Source organism: Bradyrhizobium cedriense, assembly GCF_054602315.1.
Genome location: NZ_JBTSWB010000010.1, coordinates 237,838 through 263,007, shown reverse-complemented (window position 1 = coordinate 263,007; position 25,170 = coordinate 237,838). Strand labels below are relative to the sequence as shown.

The window sequence follows — 25,170 nt, the reverse complement described above, 5'->3', positions numbered from 1 at the left end:
GCGCGCGAGGCGGCATGCCAGGTCGGAAGCATCGCGCCGCATCAGGCGGCCTCGCGTTCGCAGATGCGCTCGACCGGGTAGCATTCGAACACCTTGCCCAGCACGCCGGCCCCGCTTGCATCGGTGGGCACGAACATGCGCAGCTTCCAGGAGATGATCTCACTGAACAGTCCATAGGTCCGCAAGCGGTCGCGCATGGTGTCGTTGAAGTCCGCAAGCTCAATGCGATGCGCACCCATGACGCGGACGCGCCGCAGTGTCAGGCCTTGCGCGAGCTCGACGAACGCGCGGCCTTCGCGCAGGGCGGCGAAGACGTCCTCGGGCTCGAACGTCGGCCGCTCACCCGAAAGCGCGTTGGCGACCCAGGCGGACGAGACCTTCCGCCCAATGATCCGCTCGCCGGCGTCGGTCTGGAGGCGGTAGACGCGGGCCGATTCCTTCGGCAGCCGTTTCCAGATTGGCAGGAGCAGCCCGGCGACGACGTGGATCGTGCTCTCGGTGAACGCCGGCACGTCTTCGAGCTCAGCTGTCCAGGCTGCACTGAAGTGCTCACGGTCTGTCTCCATCCAATGGCTTTCGGCCATGGCCTTGGACGGGACATTGTGGCTTTCCATGGGCCGGACCAATTTGGCGCGCTGCTCGATGTCGCCGTCGTCCAGCATCAGGCTCGCAGCCGGGACTTGCACCGCCGCGCGCCCGGAACGCTCGTTCACCAGCAGGACTGCGCGGCGATCCGACAGAAGGCCGAGGGCATCATCCAGAGTGAGCGGCCGGTTGCGTTCGCGCTGGACGATCGTGAGCAGCCGTGTCTCCGCGCTGGTCGCGGGATGGGTGTAGATGGTGCGCCGATGCGTGACGACGAAGCTTTCGGCGCGAAGGGTCTCGAGGCCCGCATCATAGACTCCGGAGGCGATTGCGCCTTCGATCCGCGCCGTCAGCAGTTGCTCGAAGGCGGTGAACAGCACGTTTTGCAGCGCGATGGTCAGCGCCAGCAGACGGTTGAGGAAGGTCGTGATCGGCGGCAGGTCATCCCTGATGCCATTGGCGTCGACGAGCTTCAGCCCGGTCGCAGTCTCGAACATCTCAAGAGAGCAACCATCCACCTTGCCGCGGACCAGGAGCAAATAGAGTTGGCGCAGAGCATCACGGCCGTAGATGCTTTCGAGATTATCCTCGGGCCGAAACAGCCCCTGCCCCCCGGTCTGACGCTGACCGCGGGTGATGGCGCCGAGCGTATCGAGGCGGCGCGCAATCGTACTGAGAAAGCGCTTCTCGGCCTTCACGTCGGTCGCAATCGGGCGAAACAGCGGCGGCTGCGCCTGATTGGTCCTGTTGGTCCGGCCGAGGCCCTGGATGGCTGCATCGGCCTTCCAGCCGGGTTCGAGCAAATAGTGCACCCGCAGACGCCTGTTCCGCGCCGACAGCTCGGCGTGATAACTGCGCCCCGTGCCGCCGGCATCCGAGAAAACGAGGATGCGCTTGAGGTCGTCCATGAAGGCTGCGGTTTCGGCGAGGTTTGCCGAACCGGCGCGGTTCTCGACCATCAGGCGGTCATGTTTCCGGATGATCCGGCGTGAGCGCCCGGTGACTTCGGCGACCCTGTCAGTGCCGAAGCGCTGGACGATCTGATCGAGCGCGCCGGGCACGGGCGCGAGCGAGGCAAGCTTCTCGATCAGCCGGTCGCGACGCGCAACCGCATCCCGGCTCTCCACGGGCTGACCATCACGGTACACAGGCCGGGAGGAGAGATTGCCTTCGGGGTCGGTGAAAGGCTCGTAAAGCTGGACCGGGAAGGAATGGGCGAGGTAGTCGAGCACATATTCGCGCGGTGTGATGTCGACCTGCACATCACCCCATTCCTCGGTCGGGATTTCCGCGAGCCGGCGCTCCATCAGCGCTTCGCCGGTCGAGACGATCTGGATGACGGCGGCATGCCCCTGCCCAAGATCGCGCTCGATGGCGCAGATCAAGGAAGGCGTCTTCATCGACGTCAGCAAATGGCCGAAGAAGCGCTGCTTTGCGGACTCGAAGGCCGACCGGGCCGCCGACTTCGCCTGAGCGTTCAAGGTCCCGGTCTCGCCGGTGATGTTGGCCGCTCGCATCGCGGCATTGAGATTGTTGTGAATGATGCTGAACGCGGCGGCATAGCCATCATAGATACGGATCTGTTCGGGGGTGAGCTCATGCGCGATCAGTTCATATTCGACGCCTTCATAGGAAAGCGAACGCGCCGCATACAGACCGAGCGCCTTGAGGTCGCGTGCCAGCACCTCCATCGCCGCGACACCGCCCGCCTCGATCGCCTCCACGAACTCGGCGCGCGTGGCGAACGGAAAGTCCTCGCCGCCCCACAAGCCGAGCCGCTGGGCATAAGCGAGATTGTGAACGGTCGTGGCGCCGGTCGCGGAAACGTAGACCACCCGTGCATTGGGGAGCGCATGCTGCAGCCGCAGACCTGCGCGCCCCTGCTGCGAGGCGGCCTGCTCGCCGCGCTCCCCCTTGCCGCCTGCGGCGTTCTGCATGGCGTGGCTCTCGTCGAAAACGACCACTCCGTCGAAATCGGAGCCCAACCATTCGACGATCTGCCGGACACGCGAAAGCTTTTCGCCGCGCTCATCGGTGCGCAGCGTAGCGTAGGTGGTAAACAGGATGCCTTCCGACGGCCGGATCGGGGTGCCCTGGCGGAAGCGTGAGAGCGGCGTGACCAGGAGCCGCTCCATGCCGAGCGCCGACCAGTCGCGCTGTGCGTCCTCGATCAGCTTGTCGCTCTTGGAGATCCAGACCGCGCGGCGCCGGCCCTTCAGCCAGTTGTCGAGCAGGATGCCGGCGACCTGCCGGCCCTTGCCCGCGCCGGTGCCGTCGCCCAGAAACCAGCCGCGGCGGAAGCGGACGGCATCTGAAGCGTCGTCGCGCGCAGCTGCCACACCGTCAAAGGTCGCATCGACCGTCCAGGCGCCGGCAAGGAAGGCCGAATGGGCTTCGCCGGCGTAGACCACGCTTTCCAGCTGGGCGTCCGACAACAGGCCGTCGATAGCAAGGTTGACCGGGAGATGGGGCCGGTACGACGGCTTCGGCGGAGCAACCGAGGCCATCGCGGCCGACTGCACCAGTTTGGTCGGATGCGGCTGCGATCCGTGAATGCGGATCGATTGCAGGGTGTAGTCCTCATAGAGGGCATCGGTCAGATGAGCTCCGTCCGGAGGCGTCCAGTCGACCGTCTGGTAGGTGAGCTCTACGCTTTGCGGATGGTCGAGCCGCTGACCGGGCGAGAGACGCATCGTGGAGGCGGAAGCGGATCGCCGACCCGGCACAGTCGAGCTGACGGGAGCGAGAACAGGTGAATCAATCGGAAGCCGCGGCGGCACATGTTCGAGGACCCATGCCAGCAGCGTGGCTGCGTCCGGCGCCATGCCTGCAGATGCTGGAAAGACGTTTCTGTCCGGCGCGGGCTGCTTGTCGATGACGGTGAGCCGCGTATCGATCGCCGTCCCGTGCCTGGCAAAAACCGCCCCTGCGATCGCTGCCGAAAAGATCACGCGGCCGCGCTCCTGGAGACGGATGAAGGCGTCGGTCCAGCCTGGATTGCCGGGGGCGAGACTTGCGCCGGTCACCGCGACGAGGCGACCGCCGTCACGAAGCCTCGACAATGCCGAGGAGAGATGGCGCAGTGCTGCGTCCGCCATCCGCCGATCCACATTGGCCAGAGCCGAAAATGGCGGATTCATCAGCACGACACTCGGGGCAACAGCCGCCTCGAGATGATCGTCGATCTGCGCCGCGTCGTAGCGCGTGACGATCACGTTTGGAAACAGGAGGTCGAGCAGCCCGGCACGGGTCTCGGCGAGCTCGTTCAGCGCAAGTGTGCCGCCGGAGATCTCGGCGAGGATGGCGAGAAGTCCGGTGCCCGCCGAAGGCTCCAGCACCAGGTCTGTGTTGGTGATGCCGGCGGCGGTGCAGGCGACAAGGCCGAGCGGGATCGGCGTCGAGAATTGCTGAAACGCCTCGCTATCTTCGGACCTGCGCGTCTGGGTTGGAAGCAGGCCTGCGACCTTGGCCAGCATCGAGAGCTGCGCTGCCGGCGATCCCGCCCTGGTTCGCATGGCGGCGCCATGCTTGCGCAGGAAAAGAACGGTTGCCGCCTCACAGGCTTCATAGGCGGCCTTCCAATGCCAGGCGCCGGCGGCATCCGAGCCGCCGAAGGCGCTTTCCATGGCGGAACGCAGAACCTTTGCTGCATCGATGCGCCGGCCCTGTTCGAGGTCACAGAGGATAAGCCGCGCGGCCTGGGCGATGGAGGACGCAGCCGCGGCGGTCGCGGAGCAGGACTGATTGATCATGGGAGTTGAGCTTTCGAGGAGAGCGGGAACGGTTCAAGCCGACGGGCGCTCTCTCGACCCGACCGGCTCAAACCTGTCCCGGCCGATCTCTCACTCTCTTCACCCCTTGCCTCCACCGCATGAGGAGGACGCGGCCACGCCGCGGGCAAGGCTTGGAGCGTTGTCGAGCGAAGTGGATACCGGTTCGCGCCAAGAAAACGCGTCAAAACAAGACTCTGGAGCCCCGTTCCGATTCTATCGGAACGGAAAAGGCTCTAAGTGCGCCGCAGCCGCTGTCCAAAACGAGAAGCCCGGCGCGATGCCGGGCTTCGGAAGCAAGTTCGAATGAAGCGCACGGCGGATTGCCGTGCGACTCCGGACATTCATTCGGCGGCAATGCCGCGTGGCTGAACGTCGTCTGCGGTGCCGCTATCGTCCTCATCGCCGGCGAGGAACTCGGGAAGCGGACCCGCGTCTGCATCCTGGTCTGCCGATTGGATGGCGTCAGTGAGACGCAGTGGCTCCGGCAGCCATCCCGTGCCCGCGAGAAGGCGCTCGGCTTCGCTGGCCATATCGGCCTTCTTCAGATGGTCGATCAGTTCTGCGGAGGCTTCACCCTTTGCCTGCCTCACTGCCTCCAGAATACGTGGCTTGGTGACGCGGCCGAGATAGTTGTCGACGGTCGGCCTCCAGCCGGCCTGCACCATGTCGAGCCTGACCGCCCGCGCCAGCACGTCGGCCTGGCCGAGCCTGCGTGCGAGCCCATCAGCCGATACCCGCCCCTGGGCATAGCGGTTCACGGGTTCAGAGAGGGCATTGACCGAGAACGACGCACAATGGGCGAACAGGGCTGCTTGCGCAGTGCCGTCCAATGCGCAGAGCATATCCCAAAGCTCCTTCGCATCGTTGGGGAGCCGCGCCTTCCAGGCTTCGTGCCTGGTATCGATCGCCTTGGCCGGCGCGCTGTCCTTCAATCCCGGAGCCTGGGCCGGAAATGCAGGCGTGTGAACCGCGATCTCGAGGCAACTGGCGGATGACGCGAACCTGTAGAAGGTCGCCAGCACGAAGCTGTGCAGCACCGCCAGGAACGTGATCGCGGGATGTTCGGCAAGCGCGTCGCGCAACGCCAGTGTTCGATAGGCCGTCAGCTCGGTGATCAGACGGTCCGGCAATGGTCTTGCAGCATCGTCCTCATCCTCCTCGGCCGGCTCGGTTGGCGCGCCACCGGCAGTGATGGCGGTCCGCTGCACCGGGCCGATGGCATTGTCCCCATCAACATTTGCGCTGCCCTGTCCGGGCTCAGTATTGACGACCGCCTGTTCATCCTCCGGCCGGACGTAGCCGCGGTCCACCGAGAGACGTCCGTCGGAATCGATGCTGATGAAGACCCCGGCGCGGGCGATGTCGGCTGGATCGTAGATCATTGGTCGCTCCTCGAACGCGAGCAAGGCCGCCTCGATCTCGCCAAGGCGTTGGTCGACCGCCTCGGGGAGTTCGTCAGCATCCTGATACTCGGCTTCGAGCCGGTCATGCTCGGCATTGAGTGTATCGATCGTGCCTTGCTCCTCGATGCTGAGCGAGGCCGGCGTTCCCTCCAGTTCCCGCAAGCCGCTGGTGTGGCCAAATGGAAAATCGACGGCCACCGAGATCCACCTCCACCCTTCCGCCGCGATCACCTCGGCGTCCTGCTTGAGCTTCTCCGTGACAAGACGATCGAGCAGGGCCACGTCCTGGAGCCAGCCACCGTCGTCATGCTCGAACAGATCGTGCAGGACCGGTCCTCCGGCGCGCTCGTAGGCCTCGACGCCGACATACTGCGCACGGCGATCGGACCCACGCACGGTGTTCTCGGTCAGCATGCGGCGGATCTGGTACGGCTCATCATAGCCGGACCGGCTGACATTGTCCCAGACCTGCTCCTGGCGCGCGTGATCGCCGCTCACCGAGAACGCCATCATCTGCTCCAGCGTCATGCCGTCATCGGCATAGACCTCGTGCAGCTTCGGCGAGACCGAGGCAAGGCGCAGGCGCTGCTTGACGATTGCCACCGCCACGAAATGCCGCGCGGCAATGTCCTCTTCGCTCATGCCGAGGTCGCGGAGCGTCCGGAAGGCACAAAACTGATCGAGCGGATGCAGGCCGACCCGTTCATCGTTCTCTGCGATGGAATCGTCTTCCGCAATGCCTCCCTCGCGCACAATGCAGGGCACGGCTAGCGTCTTCGACATACGCTTCTGCTTGACCAGGAGCTCGAGAGCACGGTAACGCCTGCCGCCGGCCGGCACCTCGAACATGCCTGTCTCGTTGCCCTCTTCGTCCACGATGGCGCGGACATTGAGACTTTGCAGCAGCGTGCGCTGGGCGATGCTCTCGGCAAGCTGCTCGATCGAGACGCCCGCCTTGACGCGCCGAACGTTGGACTGGCTCAGCACCAGCTTGTTGAAGGGAATGTCACGCGAGGGCGACAGCGTGATCTTTTGGACTGCCTTTGTCATTTTTCGTCTCCACGACGGGCGGCCGAAAGCCTCTCTCTCGACCTCCAACCCGTCATGGCGCTCGGCGCCGCCCTCTTCCTCTGTCTGGCGGCTCAACGCCGCTCACGCCGCCTCCTGATCTGCCCCGGTACGATCTGGCTCGGCACGATCGGCCGAAGCGGTTGGACTATCTGCTGGCAGGAAGCCAAGCAGATAATCCGCGGCTTTGCTCGCCTGTGAGGCCGCCCGCACGATCGCGCGGTTGTCTTCACGCAGGACGTCCAGCCAGGAACCGATATAGTCGGCGTGCCGCACGGTCGGCACGATGCCGAGTGAAGCGCAGGAAAACGCTGCGCACAATTCGGCGATCAATTCCTCGAACGCGTATTTTTGGGTGCCGTACGAACCGCCGAGATCGCGGTTGAGGCGCGAAGGATGACCACTGGCATGGCCGAGCTCATGCAGCGCGGTCCGGTGCCAATTGATCGGTTCGAAATAGGCCGCCGGCGGCGGCACCTGCACGTAATCTTCCGCCGGCATATAGAAGGCGCGATTGCCGCCGATGCGGAAATCGATGCCGGTTGCCTTGATCAGCGCCTCGACCTGCGGCTCGATCATGCCCGGCGGCGGCATTGGCGCGGTGGCCGCGACGTCGGCGGACAGTCCGTCGCATTGATCGGTGTTGAAGACGGTGAACCGCTTCAGGAATGGAACGGCCTGTGCCTCCTCGCCCGTCTCACGCGCACGGCGCCGTTCGTCGGCCGGCACGAAGCGGTCGGCATAGACCACGGTGATGCCGCGCTCGCCCTTGCGGACATGACCGCCGAGCGCGAGCGCCTGGCGGAAGGTCAGCCAGCTTTGGCCCGCAAAGCCGCGCTCGATCACCGCCCCCCAGAGGATGAGAACGTTGATGCCGCTGTAAGGCCGGGCAGACGCGGCGTTCCTTGGCATCGACAGCGGCGCCTTTGCAGCCTCCGTCCCCCAGGGTTGAACCCAGGGCACGCGGCCGGCCTCCAGCTCGGCGATGATCTTGTCGGTGATTTCGTCATAAAGGGTGGCCCGGTCCTGGCCGGTGCGCGCTTGGGGATGTCTGGACATCGCGGGTCTTTCGCGACGGGCGCTGCAAGCCTCTCTCGCAGCTCCGACCCGTCGGCCGAACCCGGCCAGCCCTCTCACTCTCCATGTTTGTTGCAGGCGCGCTGTGTCTGTTGCAGGAGCAACGTGGCGGCGCCAGATCCCTCGGATGAGCGCCGGTCTTCGCGTCAGGGATGGAAGCCCGAATGGGTGAAAACCCGGCCAAGCCGGGGTTTCAGCGCAGCCGACAGCCCGGTCCCGCAGGGAGACGCCGCTCAAACTCGGTGGGGATGAGACACCAGGCGCCTGGAGCGCCAGAGCATAATCCGAAAAACTGTGCCGCGGCTTTTCCCTCGCGACAAACGCGGCAGCGCGTTTGCGCGAAGACCAGGCTCAAACGACAACTTCAAGCGCGATGACGATTCAGCCCGATCTTATTGCGCTTTAGATATCCTCTCGCGTCTTTGTCTCTGCGTCATAGATTCGGATCCGAAGCATTGGAAAACGCTTCTTCAGCTCTTCCGCACCGGTCTTGGCCCCATCCCTGGTCGCAAATTCGGCCTTGAGTCGGCCATCAACTTCGAGCGCATAACCTGAAGCTGGCAATTCACGGGCAGCTGCAACCATCTTAGTCCTTTGCTCAAGCGTGAGATCGAGGACGATGGCTTACCCCGAGTCGCCCAATGCGCGCCAGTGAACCAAATTGTTGATTTTCCGGCCAAGCCGCACGGGCCTTGATTCGCTGCATCCGAGACGCATCCAGGACACATTCAAGGATGTGCGTTCGCGTCATCCGAACAATTGGCCGGTGTGCCACCCGATCGCATGCACGCGCGGTACAGCCAGGGCTCCACATAGCTGCCTGCCCACATCCCGCGACCTGAACGATCAGCATCGCGCTGCGCGGCGCGATACCGGCCGCCGGAATAGCGCGGCCAGTCCAGCGCCAGACCGTTGCTGACCAGCCATTCCCCGAGATCGGCAGTCCCGACCAGACATGTCGCGACCGTACGGCCATATTGGTCCTTGGACAGCGAGGTGCAGCTCACCAGACGTCGGGCGATGAAACCATCGAGGAGGTTCGCCGCGTTCGCGCCACAGCGATACAGATTGCTGTCAGCAGCCCGGCACAGCTGGCTGCTTTCCGGCGCATCGATCCCCCAAAGCCGGATGCGTATGCCCTGTATTTCCAGCGTATCGCCATCAATGACGCTGGCCTGTCCGACACAGTCTGCCGCCAGGGCCGCCTTCGCGAACAGCAGAAGCATCAATAAAGGCGTTATGCACTTGCTCATGATCATGGCGGCCAGTCGTCAGGAGAGATTGCGCAGGACGCCTTTCGGCTTTTCAATTTAGGGGCAGTATCTGGCTCTTATCCACCTCTCTGCCCGGCTGCGTCGCAGGCCTCCCGCCGAACCGACATGCAGGACTGTTCCCGCGTCGGCCCGCCGGCTCACCAGATGGCACTAAAGCCGGCCATCGGAAGGCTGCCCAGGACATCTCGCCGTATCAAGGTCCTCACCGACTCCAAAAGCCTGCCAGGTCCTCATCTGACAGGTGCTCATCTGACGGCCGCCGGACGCAACCGGTCAAAACACCCTGCAGAGCCACTGGATTCAGTCAAATTTGTAGGAAGCCTGGACAAACGTGCCCCATCGCTCCATGCGGTATTTCGCAAGAGCAGGCTCCTGAACTCGCTCGCCCTGCAAATTGGCGTTGTAGGTCACATTGCTGTCCTTTCTGGTCCACATCGACCAATATCTGCCGCCAACTCCGACGCTGACATTCTTGGTGAGAAAGTAAGAGAGCGCCCCTTCCAGCTGAAGGCCTCCACCACCGTCTCCGCGCTGATCGTAGAACGTTGTCGCTGGGCGGAGGAGATGGTTGTCGCGACCACTGAACTCAGACCATGGCAGGTAAGCAATGTCGGCGCTCACGCGCCAGCGTTCAAGCACCAAAGCCTCGGCGCTAAGTCCGATGCGCGACGCATTCCAATTGGTGTCTTGACTGCCGATGATCTGCCGCTGCCCCGCGCATGCCCGGCCCGGCGAGGGCGAGGCGGTCTGCACGCAACCTATCGAATCAGACTTCTGGCCGTAGGAGGTCCATCCGACAAATGCGCCCAGCTTGTAGGTGCTGCCGCGCAGAAGATCGTAGCCGGCGTCCGCAGTGTAGTAGGTGAACCGTCCATTCGCCTGACCTGATAATGTGTTGGAATAGGCCCAGCTTGAGATGCTCGAATCTTCATCGTTCATCTTTCCTTTGTTGAAGCGTCCGAGGCCGATATTGCCCTTCAGGAATATCCCAAAGGGGCTGTCAAGGCGTCCGAACAACTCGCCGGAGACGCCGTCAAGCCCCTGATAGGTGAGCCTGGAACTGGGAACGCTCTCATCTCCTGGAAACCGGGGCGGAATTGTGTAGTCCCACTGGAAAGCTCCCCGGCTGAGCCAGACCCGTGAGCCGCCTTCGAGCGACCAGTCGCCTGTCGATAGAACAGGCTTGGCTTCGGCGGTCGTTGTTGCGGCGTGCAGCGGCGCATCGGCCCATTCCGCTCTCGGATCGACGCCAAAGTGATAATTCAAGCCGACCTTACCAAGATGATAATCGCTGGATAGACTGCTCGTGCTGGCGGGGATGATCGCAAGGGGCGGACTCTGCACGGTTGGAGGGGTCGCCACACGAGGGCCGGCAAAACCCATATAGTCGTACTCAAATTTGACGGACCAAGCGGGCGTGAGCTGCTGCTCGATGCCGACGCCAACGGTCCCGCCGAAGCGACCGTCATCGAACCGCGTCGTATGCCGCGGGAAGCCGGCAAAGTTCCCCTCCCGGAATTCGTTGTGATTGGCGATCGCGCCGCGATTGTTTTGCCAAGCGGCTCCGCCTTTGACATAGGCCAACGTGTGGCCGTGCGGGCCAAAAGCGTAACCCACTCGACCGGTTCCCGTGGCAAGGACGCTTGGACCCGCGTTGCAGGTTGCGATCACAGCAACGCTGGAAAAGGCAAGACAGGTGTTTGTACCGTCCGAGACAGCACGGCTCGCCTCCAGTTCGACGCCGAACACAAAGCGGTCCCTCTGCCAGTTGTAGCCGAGCTGGCCGCCAACCAGGAATGCAGGCGTATCAACGACGTCTCCGTAAATTGACGGGCCATAGGGATCACTGAACGACGTCCGGCCGTAGCCCCCGCCGACATGTCCGCCGACATATCCTCCGCTCCAGCTCCACAGTCTCGGCGGGTCTTTTGCTGGCGGCTTGAGATCTGTTGAATTGACCGCTCCGCTTGCAACGAGCGCGGCACTTGCGGCACCCCAGGTAAGAACTTCAAATCGCATCATCACCTCATCATGTGCGTCATCATCGAACGAAGGCTGATGACACACAGAAATTTTGCACCCGTCCTTCGGGGGACCGAGTGCGACATCTGCTTCAGGCATGTCGCCACAGCGCATGCATCAGCGGCACACCGAGATGGACATGCGTCGAAGCTCACCCTGCGACGGGCAGAGGGTCTGATCGCAGTCTGGAATCGTTGCGTTGCTGATGCTGCTACGCCGCTTTACACATGCAGCCTTCGCGATTGCAGGATTGAGGCCAGCGCCAAAGCGGCCTTCATCGCCCCTGATGTGCCGTGTGCAATGTCGCGTTCGCGATAGCTTGGCGAGCTTCGGACAAGCCGTGCGTTTGCTTTCAGACATCAGCAGCCAGGGACCGCTCCACGCCTTCGACCGCACGCGTGCCTGTGCACAGTGACCATGACTCTTTGGAAATGCCGGGATTGCTTCGACCCATTTTGGCGCGGGCCTTGTCTGCAGCGAACGTCCATTTGATGCGGGAGCGTCCCGGCATCCCTCGGCCGTTCCCAAGCGGTGATCGCGCGGCGCAATGGGTGAGATCATCGATCGAGCCGATAGAGGCATTTTCCGCGCAAGACGCTCGATCTCGATCTCAATCATGTTGAGCCAGCTCGCTCCCTTGGAGGTGTGGGGGGAAGTCCGAGCCGCCGCCAGATTCGCCTGGCTTCGGCGGGCGGGAATGTCTGATCAGGGCCTGCGATGTGGGTCGATCATTATCCTGCGCGATGCAGATAGATGTAAGGGCGGCGTCTTGCTGCGAGGATCGGACGGCAGCTTCGATCGGTCATGGAACAAGGTGGCCGAACGCGGGGCCGGTGATAGCGCCGCCGGCATGCAATTGCCGCGGGCCGCCGTTCAGCGCGCGAGAGCGCTTCCAGGATCTCATCGACGGTCATCCGGGCCTTGAGCCCTTCGGCAGCCCGGAGCGACAGGCACGACGCGGTCGCATCCGATGCCCATGAGGCCAGGACGGCGCTTCAGGTTTTCGGGACCGATCAGGCGAAGCGGGATTCGATCTGTGTGACATTGCCCGCAGCGGTGCCGTCGATCGCGATGCGGCGCGGCTTCATCGCCTCGGGGACCTCCCGCTGCAGCTCGATGATGAGCAGTCCGTTTTCGAAGCGGGCGCCCTTGACCTCGACATGCTCCGCGAGCGTGAACTGGCGCTTGACATTGCGCGCCGAGATGCCGCGATGCAGGTAGGTCTTCTCTTCCTTCTCGCTCTTGCGGCCCTCGAGGGTCAGGACGTTCTGCTCGAGCGTCAGCGCGACCTCGTCCGGCGTGAATCCGGCCAGCGCCACCGTGATCTGGAAACGGTTCTCGTCGAGACGTTCGATGTTGTAAGGGGGATAGCTCTCTTCGGTGGTCCGCTGGACCTCGTCGAGAACGTCGAAAAGACGGTCGAAGCCGATGGCGGACCTCCCGAGGGGAGTCCAATCATATCTCACAGCCAATTCCTCCCTGGAGCAAGATGGGTACGAGCAGGCTCCGGACACCGTCCGGCGCCCGACTTCATGCGCGGGCCTCCGAGAGCATCCCGATCGCCGCGGTCGCGACGCCGAAAGATTAAGAAGGCCGGCAAACGTTTCAAGGGGCGGCGCGAATTCATCCCGGCAATGACCTCGGGTTGAGTCGCCCCCTCCATCCGTGCGCCCCGGTCTCTTGACATCCTGGATATCGTCGAAGTCCGTCAACGCGAGACGACAGCAGATCACGATGCACAAGACGTTGCTTCTGGATGTCGCAGCGATGCTGACCGTGACGCGCTTCGCTGCTGCGGCCGAAATCGAGGTCAGGACGCTGAACAAAAATTCAAATGGCGGCATAATAGTGTTCGAGCCGACGCTGGCAAAACTCGAGCCCGGCGAGACACCATCAAACTCGTTGCCGCCGACAGGGGACACAATGCCGCGAGCATCAAAAGTAGCTGCCCGACGGCGCGGCTCCCTTCGTCGGCAAAAATGGCGAAGACATGAGCGTGAAATCCGATCAGGCCGGCGTCTATGGCGTGAAGTGGCTGCCGCATTACGCCATAGTCACGTGGCGGCGATCGTGGTCGGCTCGCAGACCAACAGCAAGCCAGCCAAGGCGGTGCCGCAGGTCGGCAAGGCCAGAGCAGATGTTTGCAACGCTGTTCGAGAAAATGGAAGCCGTCAAGCCCCCACTCCAAGTAGGGGAAGCCTCGTATGTCGGTCCCGCGTCTTCACAACGACCAGGGTCCCGCGACGGCCTACAGCTTCCGCGTTCTTCCTGCTGAGGTTAATCTATGCCGGTGTGGTGATCCCACTTTGGCTGGCGTATTTGCTGGAGACCCTTCGAAGAAATGCAGTTCGGGTACCTCGCAGCGATGCTCGGCGGGTTTCTGCATACGGCCGTTCCGATGTGGACCGGCCGCCTTCCGCTGCCGGGCACGCCGCGAGTGCCGGTCTCCACCCGGCTCGCTGGTCGGATCGCGGTGTTCTTATCGCCGTCAATCGGATGCGCGGCCTCCTAATCGATCGACACGGCATTTTCTTGCTTCGTTGCGACGAGGATTGTCGCAGCCGCATCGGGGCCGACGTCGATGACGAGATCGGGCAAGAGCTGATGCGCCGGCGAATGTCGGCGCCTTCAGCCGCAGAAGGAAGATCGCCTTCGAGAACGACCGTCGCCTCTTGATTGGCATGACGCCGGAAGCCTGGCCGGAAAATCTGTGAGCGAATGCATTCGGCAACATCCCTTATGCGATGGCGGGATCGGGGGATGTGCGTTTCCAAAACCTGCCAACCTTAAGGCGCGAGGATGGCTGCCATTTCATCGACATGCGCATCGATCCGCTCGAGGACCTGCGCAGGCACAACACCGCGTTCCGGAAGAGCCGACCACTTGTCGCGCGCCACCGCCGCAGTCTCAGCGACTGCCATCACCACGGCCCCTTCCGGAAGGCGGCTGCGGTTTGCAAAATTGCGCCAGCGCTCCTGGGTCAGCGCCTTGAACGACTTTTCGCCGGCAAGGCTGAGCGCCATGCCGTCCTTTGGGATGTAGGGAATCGTTGAAAGCACGTCATAGACAGGCGACAGTGTTGGTGTCCGGCCATCTCCGGGATACAGCAGCGACCAGTTCTTCAGATGCATGTCACCGTTGCCGGTGAGCGCTGTGAGGGCGAGGCGTCGCACAAATTCGATGGCTGCATCGAAGGAGACGCCGCTGTTCAGCGCTGCCGCGATGTTGTGATAGGCTGCGCCGGTGTATTTCTCGGACGGATATCGGCCGAACACTTGCGCGAAATCCTCCATGTGCACGCGCGCGCCGCTAGCCTCGCGGTCGAAACGGCGGACAAGCAGGACCTTGCCCGTGGACATGGTGTTGAATTCTTCCGGTATGCCGGCGAACTCTGATCTGTCGACGAGTTCGCGGGCCGGCACGTCCATTCCTAGCGCTTCCGCAAGGGCGAGGATTGCGAATTCGTTCTCCGATAGGCCGATGTGCGTGAGCGAAGGAAATTTCGCGATGTATTGCCCTTGTTCATCGTCCACGGCGAGCGTGATCCCGCCTTCCTTTCCCGTGTTTTTCATAACCGACAGTTTCATCTGCACGCCGGCGAGCGAAAAGCGCGCCTTCTTGTTGCCCTCCGCTTCCGGACCAATGGAAACGGGAATGCCATCACCTGGCAGCGCGCGCACCGCGCCGGGCAAATTGGTCCCCAAGGCTGCGAGCAGATCGAAGTCGTTGCCCGGCCTGACTGACGCGGCGTGGTGTTTTTCCATGGCCTCGCGCAGCTTCTCTTCGGGCAGCAGGTTTGCAAAGAACGGTGGAAGTGCGCCGCGGATCGGTTTCGGGTCCCTGCGAAGGCCGCCATCGATCGATCGAAGCGACAGGCTGAAGATCGGCGGGTTGTTCAAGCTCCGATAGGAAGGCAAGAGGTTGAACGCGTTGTAGTCGCCCGGCGTCCGGACGAGGGTGCCGACCGGTAGATTGTTCAACGAGATATCGAGCGACTGGATGCGCTCTGCGGCGTGGGGTGTCGCGCTCATGATCCTCCCTCGTCTTCGATATCCGACGTGAACGCAGGATGATCATCATCACTATCCGCAGGCTGGAGCATCGACTGAACAGCGGGTACCATCGCCTGGGGGATCAGCATCATCTCCATGCCAAGTGCGCGTGCGACGTTGACAAGCGTGGTTGCACGGGCGGCGGCAGCGCCCGTTTCGATGTCCCGATAGCGAGGCCTGGTGATATTGGCCCGCTGCGCGATTTGCTGCTGCGACAAGCGAGCGGCCAAGCGCGCCTTGCGAAAGCGCAGGCCAAGGTCCTTGAGGAGCGGATCCGGTGCGCGCGACATGATACGTTCTCGAATCATTCAAGAGCTAAATGATACGCATACAGATCATAGGAGCTGCTGTCAATTTGATATGTCTACGTATCTTCCGGATCGTCAATGATCCCTAAACGCGTCTTTTGCAGAGCCGCTGCCGTCAGTTCCCTGGTGGCTCTCCCGCCCAGGATGATGGCTTCTGAGCCCCTTCACGGCGCTACCTAGGGGCTGATGAGAAGACCCGAAGCGCCATTCACCCTTTGGCAATTGGCCAGGTTACCAGGCCTGGCGCTCGGTCGATCTTTCCGGCTGCGCCCGTAGCGGCCTGCATTTTCCAAGACCGCAACTGATGGAATTGAAGCGCCCTTCGATGCCTCCGATCCCATGCATCACGTTTGGTCTTCCGCAGTGAATCTGGCCTGCTGGATGGTCTAATCCAGACAGTTCCTGCCCCGCTCGGTAGGAGAGCGGGGACGGCTTTCCGTCTCTCTTGGCTTTCGACAGCACGCCCGCCATCCAACAGGATGACGTGGCCGGCCATTTTTGCGAAACGAAGCCGATCAGGTGATGCAGGATATACGCGATGCTCTTGCCGCCGGAGGAAACCGTGTGACCGCCTTCATCACCGCCAATTCTCGCTTGCCGGTGCCGTCGGCGCGAAAGCAACGCCCGGTCTCAGTCCCGAGTGCAATTCTTGGCGGAAAGCACCCGTTTCATCCCGGAAAGCTCGAGACTATCGCCACCGTCCAGGAGTGCCTTCATGACTCCCGCTTCCTTCTCGTCACATGCGGTTGCGATTTTCACGACAGCGGCGCTGGTCGCCGTCAGAACGAACATCACGCCGTCATCATCCGCGCTGACGATGTCGCCCGGCTGGATGGGAGCCCGCCGATGACGACTGGCTGGTTGATCGTCTCGCGCGTCTCCTTGACGGTGCCCTTCGCGAAGAGCTCATAGCTGAACACGTTGAAGCCGAACACGTGGATCACCGCCACGTCGGGCCGACAGTGACTTGCCAAAAGAACAAGCAACTGTTTTTGCAAAGATTTTTATCTTGTCGAATTTATTTGGTCTGGTGGCGACGAAAACGTGCCGCAGGCTCGCCTACCCGAATGAGATTGAGCTGTTCGCCAACCCGATTGGCGGCGGGAATTGGAATGCTTCGATCAAGGCGGTGAAGAATGCAAAAACGACCGGACTGGGTGGACGACATCGACTGGGACGACCTCTATCCAAGAGTCCTCGCTGTCGCCTATCGGATGAGTGTCGGTCGAGCGAACAGACGGCACGAAGCCGAACAACTGGCGCAAGAAGCTATCACGCGGAGCTTCACAACCAGGACGGTTGATCTAAAAAGGTATGAGCTCTTCGTCTATCTCGTCGGCATCATGCGAAGCATTCGCAGCGATCAGATGAGATCACCAGGCGCAAGGTTGTTCGATTTCGATGATGAAGCGGTGATCCGCTTCCCCGCGCGTCCCACCCAGGACGACGCACTGTCGATTGCGGGTCTTTCGCAACTCATCGAACAACAGGACCCAGGGGCCAACCAGGTGGCGATGCATTTGCTCGCGGGCCTCAGAACCTCGCGTGAAATAGCCGAGGCGATGAGTGTTTCTCCTCAAAAAGTGGACGCGCTCAAGAAGAATTTGCGCCGCATCATTCTGGAGCTCGGAGGGAACGACTGGCGCCTCAAGCGTAAGCCGCCGTCTAGCACCAAGATCGCTGAATTGGAGGAGTAAACATGGATAAACCGCTGATCGAAGCGATCTTGGCTCGCCTTGAGGCGAACCCGCCGGAAGATCATACGGATGTTCTCGATTATCCGGACGCCGTCATTCGAGAGGAGCTGCGAGCAGCGGGACTGCGCCCCGAAATGCCGCAGGCCTTGCGCGAGCTGACGGCAAAGTCCCAGGGCGATCCGAAGCCTCGGGGAGAACTCCACCCATATGGGCAGTTCGGCGCTGCTGCAAACGCGATTGCGCGCGTATTCACGACGCGGTGGTGCCTGCGCCTCGGATTTGGAATAGCTGGCTTCGCTCTCATTGTGAGTACGATGACGATGACCGTATTCTCGCTCCAGTTGCGATCTGAAGTTGCCGAGATGCACTGGATCAACCAGTCGCTTAAGCCTGCGCGCTCGGAATCGCTAGCAGAGGCTGTCGCCTCGTTTGTGAGGCAGCAAGAGGAAGTCACAGCAGAGCTCAAGACCAGGCAAAATGAGATTTCCGAGATCGCCTTGCAGATCAAGACTGCGCGGGCTTCCTTTGCCAATCGGGAAGGACATGTCATGTTCTCCCCTCCGGCAATCCAAGAGACTCAAGCCTCTGGAATGAAGGATCGGACATTCTCCTTGGCTCATGCCTTGCCGTCCACATCGAAGGTCATCGAGATGCCAAGATTGAATCGCGACGTTAACTCGTCCATCGACCTCGAGGCACTCGGCTATATGAGCAGTGTTCGGTGCTCGCCAATGCCAACCAATGCCGAAAAAATCCGGCCCTGAGAGACAGCAATCAAGCCGGCGAGTGCACTCTCACTCGCCCGCTTTTTCTAAATGCCCAGTGCATGAGCAATCGCCATCGCGAAGTAGATCAGTGCGATGGCGGCGTAACTCGCGCAGATGATCAGGGTCTCCTTGTTCATTCTCTGGCTCCTTGCTCATTGGATTCGTTCGCCGTCGATTGGCTGGTCGAAACGTGAGCATTGTTTGAAACCCGCCAATGAACCCAGGCGACGACCAAATAGATGACCGAAATTGCGATATATCCTTGCGCCGCAAGCATCCAAAACGCCTCCATCCAACCTGTCCTTACTCAGGAAGGCGGCCCAGATTCTGGATTTCGGATCGCGCGACGCGCGATTGCTCAAGGAAAAGCAAATTGCAATTTCAAATGAGATGTTCGCGCCGCGGCTCCCGACTGGCGCGATTCCCGTCCTGAGGTCGATTTTAGTTCACCTCATGCGTCGCCAATGATCCAAAACCAAGGTAACCGGCATGAGGCCTCCATCTCGTCACCGCGCGGTTCGCTTGGGATACAGGCTGGCATGAGCTGATGGGAGGAGGTGAAGCGATGGCGAATGCCATGCTTGATGCCAGGCGGGAAGGTGAGGCGCTTGGGTGACGGAAACAGGTCGTTTCTGTGCAGAACACGATCGGCGGTCCCGCATCGCGCGTGGACGAAACAGATCTGCGTCACCGACGGGACAATGATGTTGCGCGCCGTGTCGCATCGATGACGCGCCCCGCTCCACCTATTCCAGGAAATCCAGCACTTCTCCCCTTGGCACGCATGTTGCTGAGCGGACTCAAGGGGTGGCGTGGCTGATGATCGGGCCACGGCGTCACAGCCAGACCGCAAAACGCCCCGCCGCGCCAGGGAAAGGAGATGAGCGATGACCGAGGCACTCACACTCAACAAGATCACAAGCCAGAAGGGCATCAGTATCGGGGAGGCGACGCGCCTCATCGCCGATCTGGGTTGGACCCCGTCCTATGTGCAGGACGCGATGGCGTTCCCGACCGACTACAAGATCAGCAAGTCGCCCCGCGACCCGATGAAGCAGGTGCTGCGTTCCTATTTCCCCATGCAGGAAGAGAAGGACAATCGCGTCTATGGCGCGCTCGACGCAGCCTTGCGCGGCGACATGTTCCGCAACGTCGAGCCGCGCTGGATTGAATGGATGAAGCTGTTCCTGGCGATCATCCCCTTCCCCGAGATCTCGGCCGCCCGAGCAATGGCGCCGCTCGGGCAGCTCGCCCCCGGCGATCATCTGCGCACCGGCTTCACGATGCAGATGGTGGACGAGTTCCGGCACTCGACCATCCAGATGAACCTCAAGAAATGGTACATGGAGAATTATATCGATCCGGCCGGGTTCGACGTCACTGAGAAGGCGTTCGGCAAATGCGCTGCGACGACGATCGGGCGGCAGTTTGGCGAGGCCTTCCTGACCGGCGATGCGATCACCGCGTCGAATATCTATCTCCAAGTCGCCGCCGAGACGGCGTTCACCAACACGCTGTTTGTGGCGATGCCGTCGGAGGCCGCACGCAACGGCGACTACGCGTTGCCGACCGTGTTCCTCTCGGTCCAGAGCGACGAAAGCCGGCATATCGGCAACGGCCATGCGATGCTGATGTCGGTCCTGAAGGAGCCAGATAATCATCTGCTGTTGGAACGCGATATTCGCTATTCCTTCTGGCAGAACCACATGTTCGTTGACGCGATGATCGGCACGATCATCGAATATGGCACCACGAATCGCGACAAGAATAAGGAGAGCTACGCGGAGCTGTGGCACCGCTGGATCTTCGAGGACTATTATCGCACTTACATGCTGCCGCTCGAAAAATACGGCATCAAGATCCACCACGACGACGTCCATGAGGCGTTCGATTCCATCGTCAAGAAGGGCTATGTCCACAAGGTCGCGCAGGCCATCTCGGCCGGCTGGTGGGCGAATTTCTGGCGGATCGAGGCGCAGACCGAGCGCGACTTCGAATGGTTCGAGGCCAAGTATCCGGGCTGGTACGACGAGTTCGGCGCCTGGTGGGAGAATTACGAGAAACTCTCCAAACCCGGCAGCGAGATCATCACCTTCGCCGACACCGGCTACGTTTATCCGCATCGCTGCTGGTCGAGCCTGGTGCCATGCGTCGTCCGCGAGGACTTCTGCGTCGACGAGGTGGACGGCGAGCTGTTCACCTATGCCAGCGAGGTCGACCGTTGGACCCACAAGGAAGCGTTCGCCGCCGAATATCAGGGCCGTCCGACCCCGGCGATGGGCCGCTTCTCGGGCCGCCGCCAGTGGGAAGAGGTTTATGACGGCTGGGATCTCGCCGACGCCATCGTTGACATGGGCTTCGTGCGTCCTGACGGCAAGACGCTGATCGCTCAGCCGCACATGTCGTTCGAGGCGAAGGACATGTGGACGCTTGACCATGTCCGAGGCCACACCATCCGCAGCCCGCTGCTCGCGCTGCGCGAACTGACGCCCGAGGCGCGGGCCAAACATGTCGAGGACTATCGCAAGGGTTTCAAGATCCGCCGGATCTGACCCCCTGCGGCGGCCGGGGAGGTGGTGTCGCCGCCTCCCCCGCCATCCGCTGCGACTGCCTCACGGAGAATGATCATGGGACAGGAAACGCCTCAGCGCAGGCCGGCGGTGCACAAGGTGCGCCTCGAGCCGGTCGGGGTCGAGATGGACGTGGAGGAAGGTGAGACCGTCCTCGACGCAGCCTTCCGCCAGGGCCTCACCCTGCCGCACGGCTGCAAGGAAGGGCAGTGCTCCGCGTGCAAATGCATCCTCAACGCAGGGGATGTGGAGATGCTCAAATATTCGACCTTCGCGCTCTCCGACCCGGAGAAGGAAAGCGGTCAGGTCCTGCTGTGCCGGACGCTCGTCTATAGCGACGTCGAGGTCGAGCTGCTCAACTATGACGAGGACCTGTTGTCGCGCGCGATTGCAGTCAAGGCGTTCAACGGAACGCTGGCGAGCGTCGAGCCGCTGACGCACGACATCGTTCGCGTCGCGATCGATCTGGACGCGCCGATGAAGTTCCGGGCCGGGCAGTTTTCCGACCTGACGCTCCATGGCGCGGAGATCACGCGCTCCTATTCGATGGGCAATCCACCGAGTGAGCCCGATCGCCTGGAGTTCATCATCAAGCGTTATCCCGGTGGTGCCTTCTCGACCGCGATCGGCGAGGCGAAGATCGGTGATCCGATCACGGTGAAGGGGCCTTATGGCTCTTGCTTCCGTCGCGAGCAGCGCGACGGGCCGATGATCCTGGTCGGCAGCGGATCGGGCATGGCACCGTTGATGTCGATCCTGCTCGACCAGGCGGCTAGCGGCGAGACGCGCCCGGTTCGCTTCTTCTACGGCGCCCGGACAACGCAGGATCTGTTCGCGCTCGACGTCTTCGCCGGCCTTGAAGCGCGGATGCCCGACTTCAAGTTCATTCCCGCCTTGTCACATGTCGAAGCGGATTCGGAGTGGAACGGCGAAACCGGATTCATCCACGACGTGCTGCGCCGCCACCTGCTCGACATGGAGAATACCGAGGAAGCGGACGCCTATAGCTGCGGTCCACCGCCGATGATCGATGCCGCACTGCCGATCCTGCAAATGGCAGATATCGACCCGGCCCGGATGTATTTCGACAAGTTCACGCCCGCCACCCATGCATGAGGCCGAATGCCCAACAGAGAGAGAGACAGGGAGGGAGAAGACGATGTCTGGACGAGTGATGGAGCAGGAGCAGAGGTCCGCAGCGGCGGGCGCGAAGACCTTTCCGGGATCGGATAGCCGAGCCTATAATTATTTCGAGCCGAAGGGGCGTCGGGCGACGCATTACGAGGACGTCACCGTTGACGTCCAGCCGGACCCCGAACGCTATCTCCTCCAGAATTGGATCATTTCCTTCGGGGACGGCACGCCGACATACGCGAAGGAGTGGACCGCGCTGAAGAACAGCGACTGGCACCTCTATCGCGCGCCCGACCAGGAATGGGAACGGACGCACTATCAACGCCAGTCGACCATCTGCGGCATGATCAAGAACGTAATCGACAACGCGCGGCGCGCCGGCGCACCGAGGCGCTTCGACAAGGCGTGGGTGAAAATACTGCAAGATCATCTGGGTGCCTTCAAGCATGCCGAATATGGCCTGGGCACCGCGCTGATGCGCGCGCAGCGCTACGGCTATACCCAAATGGTCAACAACGCGATCCTGACCAACTCGTCCTACAAGCTGCGGCTGGCGCAGGATCTAACGCTCTATCTCGGCGAGATCGCGCTCGACATCGAAGGCTTCGACGTCGACGCCGGCAAGCGCAATTGGCTGGAGAACTCGATCTGGCAGAAGGCTCGCGAACTTGTGGAATCTGCACGCGGCGCCGCGGATTTCCTGGAGCAATATTACATCGTCAACGTGCTATTCGAGCCACTGGTCGGCGAGTTGTTCCGCTCTGGTTTCGTCATGCAGGTCGCGGCGGCACAGAACGACTATTCCTCGCCCGCCGTCATCTCAGCGGCGGAAGCGGATTACGAGCGCAACCTTGCCAATACGGTTGAGCTGTTTGCGACCCTCGTGCGCGATCCCGCGCATGGTGAGGACAATCGGCGCCTGCTGCAGGACTGGTTTGACAAATATTCGCCGATCGCGACCCAGGCGGCGCTCGATCTGCAACCCATCTGGTCACAGCCTCGGGCGAAATCGGCGCAGTTCGCCGAATCTTATGCGTCGGCGATCAACCGCCTGCAGGCGATCGTGTCGGAGATCGGCGTCTTCTCGACGCAAATTCCGATGCCGGAGCTGCAGGTCGCCGAGCCCGTCGAATAATCCCGCCACGAAAGGAACCCACAACATGGCCGTTACCACCGAGCAGCAGCTCTTCACGCCGCTCAAGGACATCACCCAGGAACGCACCATCTCGCATCAATGCGGGGTGACGATGAACGACAGCGTCGAGGCACGCTGCATCGCAGAGATCATGGAAAAGCGTCCCGGAATCAAGGTCACCTACCTGCCGGCGATGATCCGCGTGGACGGCGAGGGTAAGATCGTCTTCGACATGGCCGAGATCAGCGAGGCGCTCGGCCGCGAGATGACACCGCACATCTTCGAGATTTCCACCGCCACCCATTACGGCCGGATGGTGATGATCGACGAGAACACCGTGATCCTCTTCGGGGACATGGACGAGGCGCTCCAATATGAATGACACGATCACGCGCCGGCGGCCGCGCCAGCGGCGCGTGCCATCCCACTAGCCAGACCGGAATGACAAGGCTCCGCCCAACGGATGGCGGCGCACACGGGAGACGATTGATGGCTAAGATCATGCTTTACGATGCCGAAGCGAGGGCGGCGCTCGCGCGCGGCGTCGACCAGCTTGCCCGCGCTGTCCTCGGTACGCTCGGCCCCAAGGGAACCAATGTCATCATGGATCGCCCGATCGGGACGCCGCTGGTGTCGCGCGATGGTGTCAGCATCGCGGCCGAGATCGAGTTGCCCTGCCGGTTCGAGAATCTGGGCGCGCAGGTTGTTCGCGAGGTGTCCGCCCAGACCAATGAGATCGCCGGTGACGGCACCACGACCGCGATAGCGCTCGCCAATGCGCTGGTGCAGGACGGCGTGAAACTGGTCGAGCACGCGCACAAGGCGGTCGACGTTGTCGCCGGCATGGACCACGCCCGCGATCTGGTCATCAAAGCACTGCGAGAGGGCTCTCGGCCGCTGCGTCAGGGCGAATTGCGCATGGTTGCAAGCGTCGCGGCCACCGAGACGTCACTGGGAGAGCTCATAGCGGAAGCGCTCGAGCGGGTCGGCATCGAAGGCGTCGTCCATGTCGAATATGCGTTGCCGGGCTCACCGACGCGGCTGGAGGTCGACGAAGGGCTCGTGCTCGATCGCGGATTCGTATCGCACCATATGGCGACCGACCGTTCCAGCCTGGCCGCCGAACTCGACAATCCGGCGATCCTGCTGACCGACCACAAAGTGCCATCGGCCGAGCCGATCCTGCGTATCCTCGACCAGCTCAAGGAAAGCGGGCGTCAGCTGCTGCTGGTAGCTGACGAGATCGCGCCTGAGGTCATCGCGGCGGTGATGCAGGCTCGGCTTCAAGGACGCGGCACCGTCGTCGCGATCAATCCGCCGGAATTCGGCCATTGGCGCAAGGCGATGATGGAGGATCTCGCGATCATGACGGGTGGCCGGGTGATCGCGCGCGACCTGGGTGCCCGGATCGAGGAGGTGACGATCGCCGATCTGGGCAATGCGACGCGCGCGAGGGTATCCGCATCCGCGACCGTGATCCTGGGCGGCAATGGCGACAAGGCGGCTATCGACGGGCGGCGGCAACTGGTCCAGAAGCTGTGGGACGAGGCACCGCAGAATATCGAGCGCGACAAGCTGGCCGATCGCCTTGCAAAGCTCACCCGCGGGACCGCACTCCTGCTCGCAGGCGGCGCCACGCCGGTCGAGCAAAAACGCACGGCGCAACTCCTCGAAGATGGCCTTAACGCAGCCCGGGCTGCCCGTGGCGAAGGTGTCGTGGCCGGTGGCGGTACCGCCCTCGCGCAGGTCGTAGCGCGGCTCGATCCGTTGGTGGATCAGGAGGTTGATGGCGCACAAGCCGGTGCGATGCTGGTCCGCGACGCGATCAAGCGCCCATTGGCGATCATCGCCGGCAATGCCGGACAGGATGGCGCTATGATCGTGACACGGGTCGTCGCCGAGCAACCCGGCACGGGCTTCGATGCCAGGAGCGGCAGATTTACCGACATGTTCGAAGCCGGCCTCATGGATCCTGTCAAGGTGACCTGCGCCGCTCTCGAGAATGCGGTGTCGGTGGCCAAGCTGATCCTGACGACCCATTCGCTCGTCGTCGATCTTCCTGAAGGCGTCGATCCGACCGCCGGCCCTGCGCGCGGCGGCGGTGCCGAAGTTTACGGCCGGAGCTGATGGGCGCGGACCGACGATCGCCATCGCGTTCGTTCCGCTAGAGGGAGCTTTCCGAGAGCGGCACGGAAAGCACCCCATTGTGCTGGCTGCTATGGGGCCGGACAGGATATGACGTCTGCCCGGACCTTGCCAGAATCTCTTGAAGCATGTGGAGGCCCTGTCGGAGCAAATAGTGAAC

At 62.2% G+C, this 25,170-nt stretch carries 18 protein-coding genes; 8 read left to right on the top strand and 10 right to left on the bottom strand.

Annotated elements, in window-relative coordinates:
- Positions 1-41: 41 nt before the first annotated feature.
- From ACYCVF_RS33350 to ACYCVF_RS33320, 7 genes are all read right to left on the bottom strand, one after another.
- Positions 42-4,337, bottom strand: a complete 4,296-nt coding sequence (locus ACYCVF_RS33350; protein WP_459607142.1) for a strawberry notch-like NTP hydrolase domain-containing protein — start codon at positions 4,335-4,337, stop codon at positions 42-44.
- 362 nt (positions 4,338-4,699) lie between these two features.
- Complete coding sequence (locus ACYCVF_RS33345; RefSeq protein ID WP_459607141.1) at positions 4,700-6,811, bottom strand: ParB/RepB/Spo0J family partition protein; 2,112 nt, start codon at positions 6,809-6,811, stop codon at positions 4,700-4,702.
- Positions 6,812-6,913: 102 nt separating this feature from the next.
- Positions 6,914-7,888, bottom strand: a complete 975-nt coding sequence (locus ACYCVF_RS33340; RefSeq protein ID WP_459607139.1) for an ArdC family protein — start codon at positions 7,886-7,888, stop codon at positions 6,914-6,916.
- A 420-nt stretch (positions 7,889-8,308) separates the two neighbouring features.
- Positions 8,309-8,491, bottom strand: a complete 183-nt coding sequence (locus tag ACYCVF_RS33335; RefSeq protein ID WP_234685167.1) for a hypothetical protein — start codon at positions 8,489-8,491, stop codon at positions 8,309-8,311.
- A gap of 143 nt (positions 8,492-8,634) precedes the next feature.
- The gene (locus tag ACYCVF_RS33330) at positions 8,635-9,165 is read right to left on the bottom strand and encodes a thermonuclease family protein (RefSeq protein WP_459607137.1); all 531 of its coding nucleotides are present in this window, start codon (positions 9,163-9,165) and stop codon (positions 8,635-8,637) included.
- Between the two features lie 315 nt (positions 9,166-9,480).
- Positions 9,481-11,301: an outer membrane beta-barrel protein gene (locus tag ACYCVF_RS33325; RefSeq protein WP_459607135.1), complete on the bottom strand. Its 1,821-nt coding sequence runs from the start codon at positions 11,299-11,301 to the stop codon at positions 9,481-9,483.
- A 914-nt stretch (positions 11,302-12,215) separates the two neighbouring features.
- Positions 12,216-12,668, bottom strand: coding sequence for an Hsp20 family protein (locus ACYCVF_RS33320; protein ID WP_459607133.1), 453 nt, complete (start codon positions 12,666-12,668; stop codon positions 12,216-12,218).
- Positions 12,669-12,936: 268 nt separating this feature from the next.
- On the opposite strand from ACYCVF_RS33320, the gene ACYCVF_RS33315 reads away from it, so the two are divergent.
- Positions 12,937-13,878, top strand: a complete 942-nt coding sequence (locus ACYCVF_RS33315; RefSeq protein WP_459607132.1) for a hypothetical protein — start codon at positions 12,937-12,939, stop codon at positions 13,876-13,878.
- A 110-nt stretch (positions 13,879-13,988) separates the two neighbouring features.
- On the opposite strand, the gene ACYCVF_RS33310 is transcribed toward ACYCVF_RS33315, so the two are convergent.
- The 3 genes from ACYCVF_RS33310 to ACYCVF_RS33300 form a co-directional block, all read right to left on the bottom strand.
- Positions 13,989-15,233: a type II toxin-antitoxin system HipA family toxin gene (locus ACYCVF_RS33310; protein WP_459607130.1), complete on the bottom strand. Its 1,245-nt coding sequence runs from the start codon at positions 15,231-15,233 to the stop codon at positions 13,989-13,991.
- Positions 15,230-15,544 (bottom strand): helix-turn-helix domain-containing protein, encoded by a 315-nt coding sequence (locus ACYCVF_RS33305; protein ID WP_459607129.1) that lies wholly within the window; start codon positions 15,542-15,544, stop codon positions 15,230-15,232. Before ACYCVF_RS33305 ends, ACYCVF_RS33310 begins: the two co-directional genes overlap by 4 nt.
- Positions 15,545-16,353: 809 nt before the next feature.
- Positions 16,354-16,548, bottom strand: coding sequence for a hypothetical protein (locus tag ACYCVF_RS33300; RefSeq protein ID WP_459607127.1), 195 nt, complete (start codon positions 16,546-16,548; stop codon positions 16,354-16,356).
- A 150-nt stretch (positions 16,549-16,698) separates the two neighbouring features.
- Here ACYCVF_RS33300 and ACYCVF_RS33295 point away from each other — a divergent pair, with 150 nt between their 5' ends.
- The 7 genes from ACYCVF_RS33295 to groEL all read left to right on the top strand — a co-directional run bounded on the left by ACYCVF_RS33295 (position 16,699) and on the right by groEL (position 24,992).
- Positions 16,699-17,259, top strand: a complete 561-nt coding sequence (locus ACYCVF_RS33295; RefSeq protein ID WP_459607124.1) for an RNA polymerase sigma factor — start codon at positions 16,699-16,701, stop codon at positions 17,257-17,259.
- Positions 17,260-17,261: 2 nt separating this feature from the next.
- A complete protein-coding gene (locus tag ACYCVF_RS33290) occupies positions 17,262-18,023 on the top strand; it encodes a hypothetical protein (protein WP_459607122.1) in 762 nt (253 codons plus the stop codon).
- A gap of 890 nt (positions 18,024-18,913) precedes the next feature.
- On the top strand, positions 18,914-20,578 hold the full coding sequence (locus ACYCVF_RS33285) for a ferritin family protein (protein ID WP_459607120.1): 1,665 nt from the start codon (positions 18,914-18,916) through the stop codon (positions 20,576-20,578).
- A gap of 75 nt (positions 20,579-20,653) precedes the next feature.
- Complete coding sequence (locus ACYCVF_RS33280; protein ID WP_459607118.1) at positions 20,654-21,712, top strand: 2Fe-2S iron-sulfur cluster-binding protein; 1,059 nt, start codon at positions 20,654-20,656, stop codon at positions 21,710-21,712.
- A gap of 43 nt (positions 21,713-21,755) precedes the next feature.
- On the top strand, positions 21,756-22,865 hold the full coding sequence (locus ACYCVF_RS33275) for an aromatic/alkene monooxygenase hydroxylase subunit beta (protein WP_459607116.1): 1,110 nt from the start codon (positions 21,756-21,758) through the stop codon (positions 22,863-22,865).
- Positions 22,866-22,890: 25 nt separating this feature from the next.
- A complete protein-coding gene (locus ACYCVF_RS33270) occupies positions 22,891-23,247 on the top strand; it encodes an MmoB/DmpM family protein (RefSeq protein WP_459607115.1) in 357 nt (118 codons plus the stop codon).
- A gap of 107 nt (positions 23,248-23,354) precedes the next feature.
- Positions 23,355-24,992 (top strand): chaperonin GroEL, encoded by a 1,638-nt coding sequence (groEL, locus tag ACYCVF_RS33265; protein ID WP_459607113.1) that lies wholly within the window; start codon positions 23,355-23,357, stop codon positions 24,990-24,992.
- The last annotated feature ends 178 nt before the right edge of the window (positions 24,993-25,170 follow it).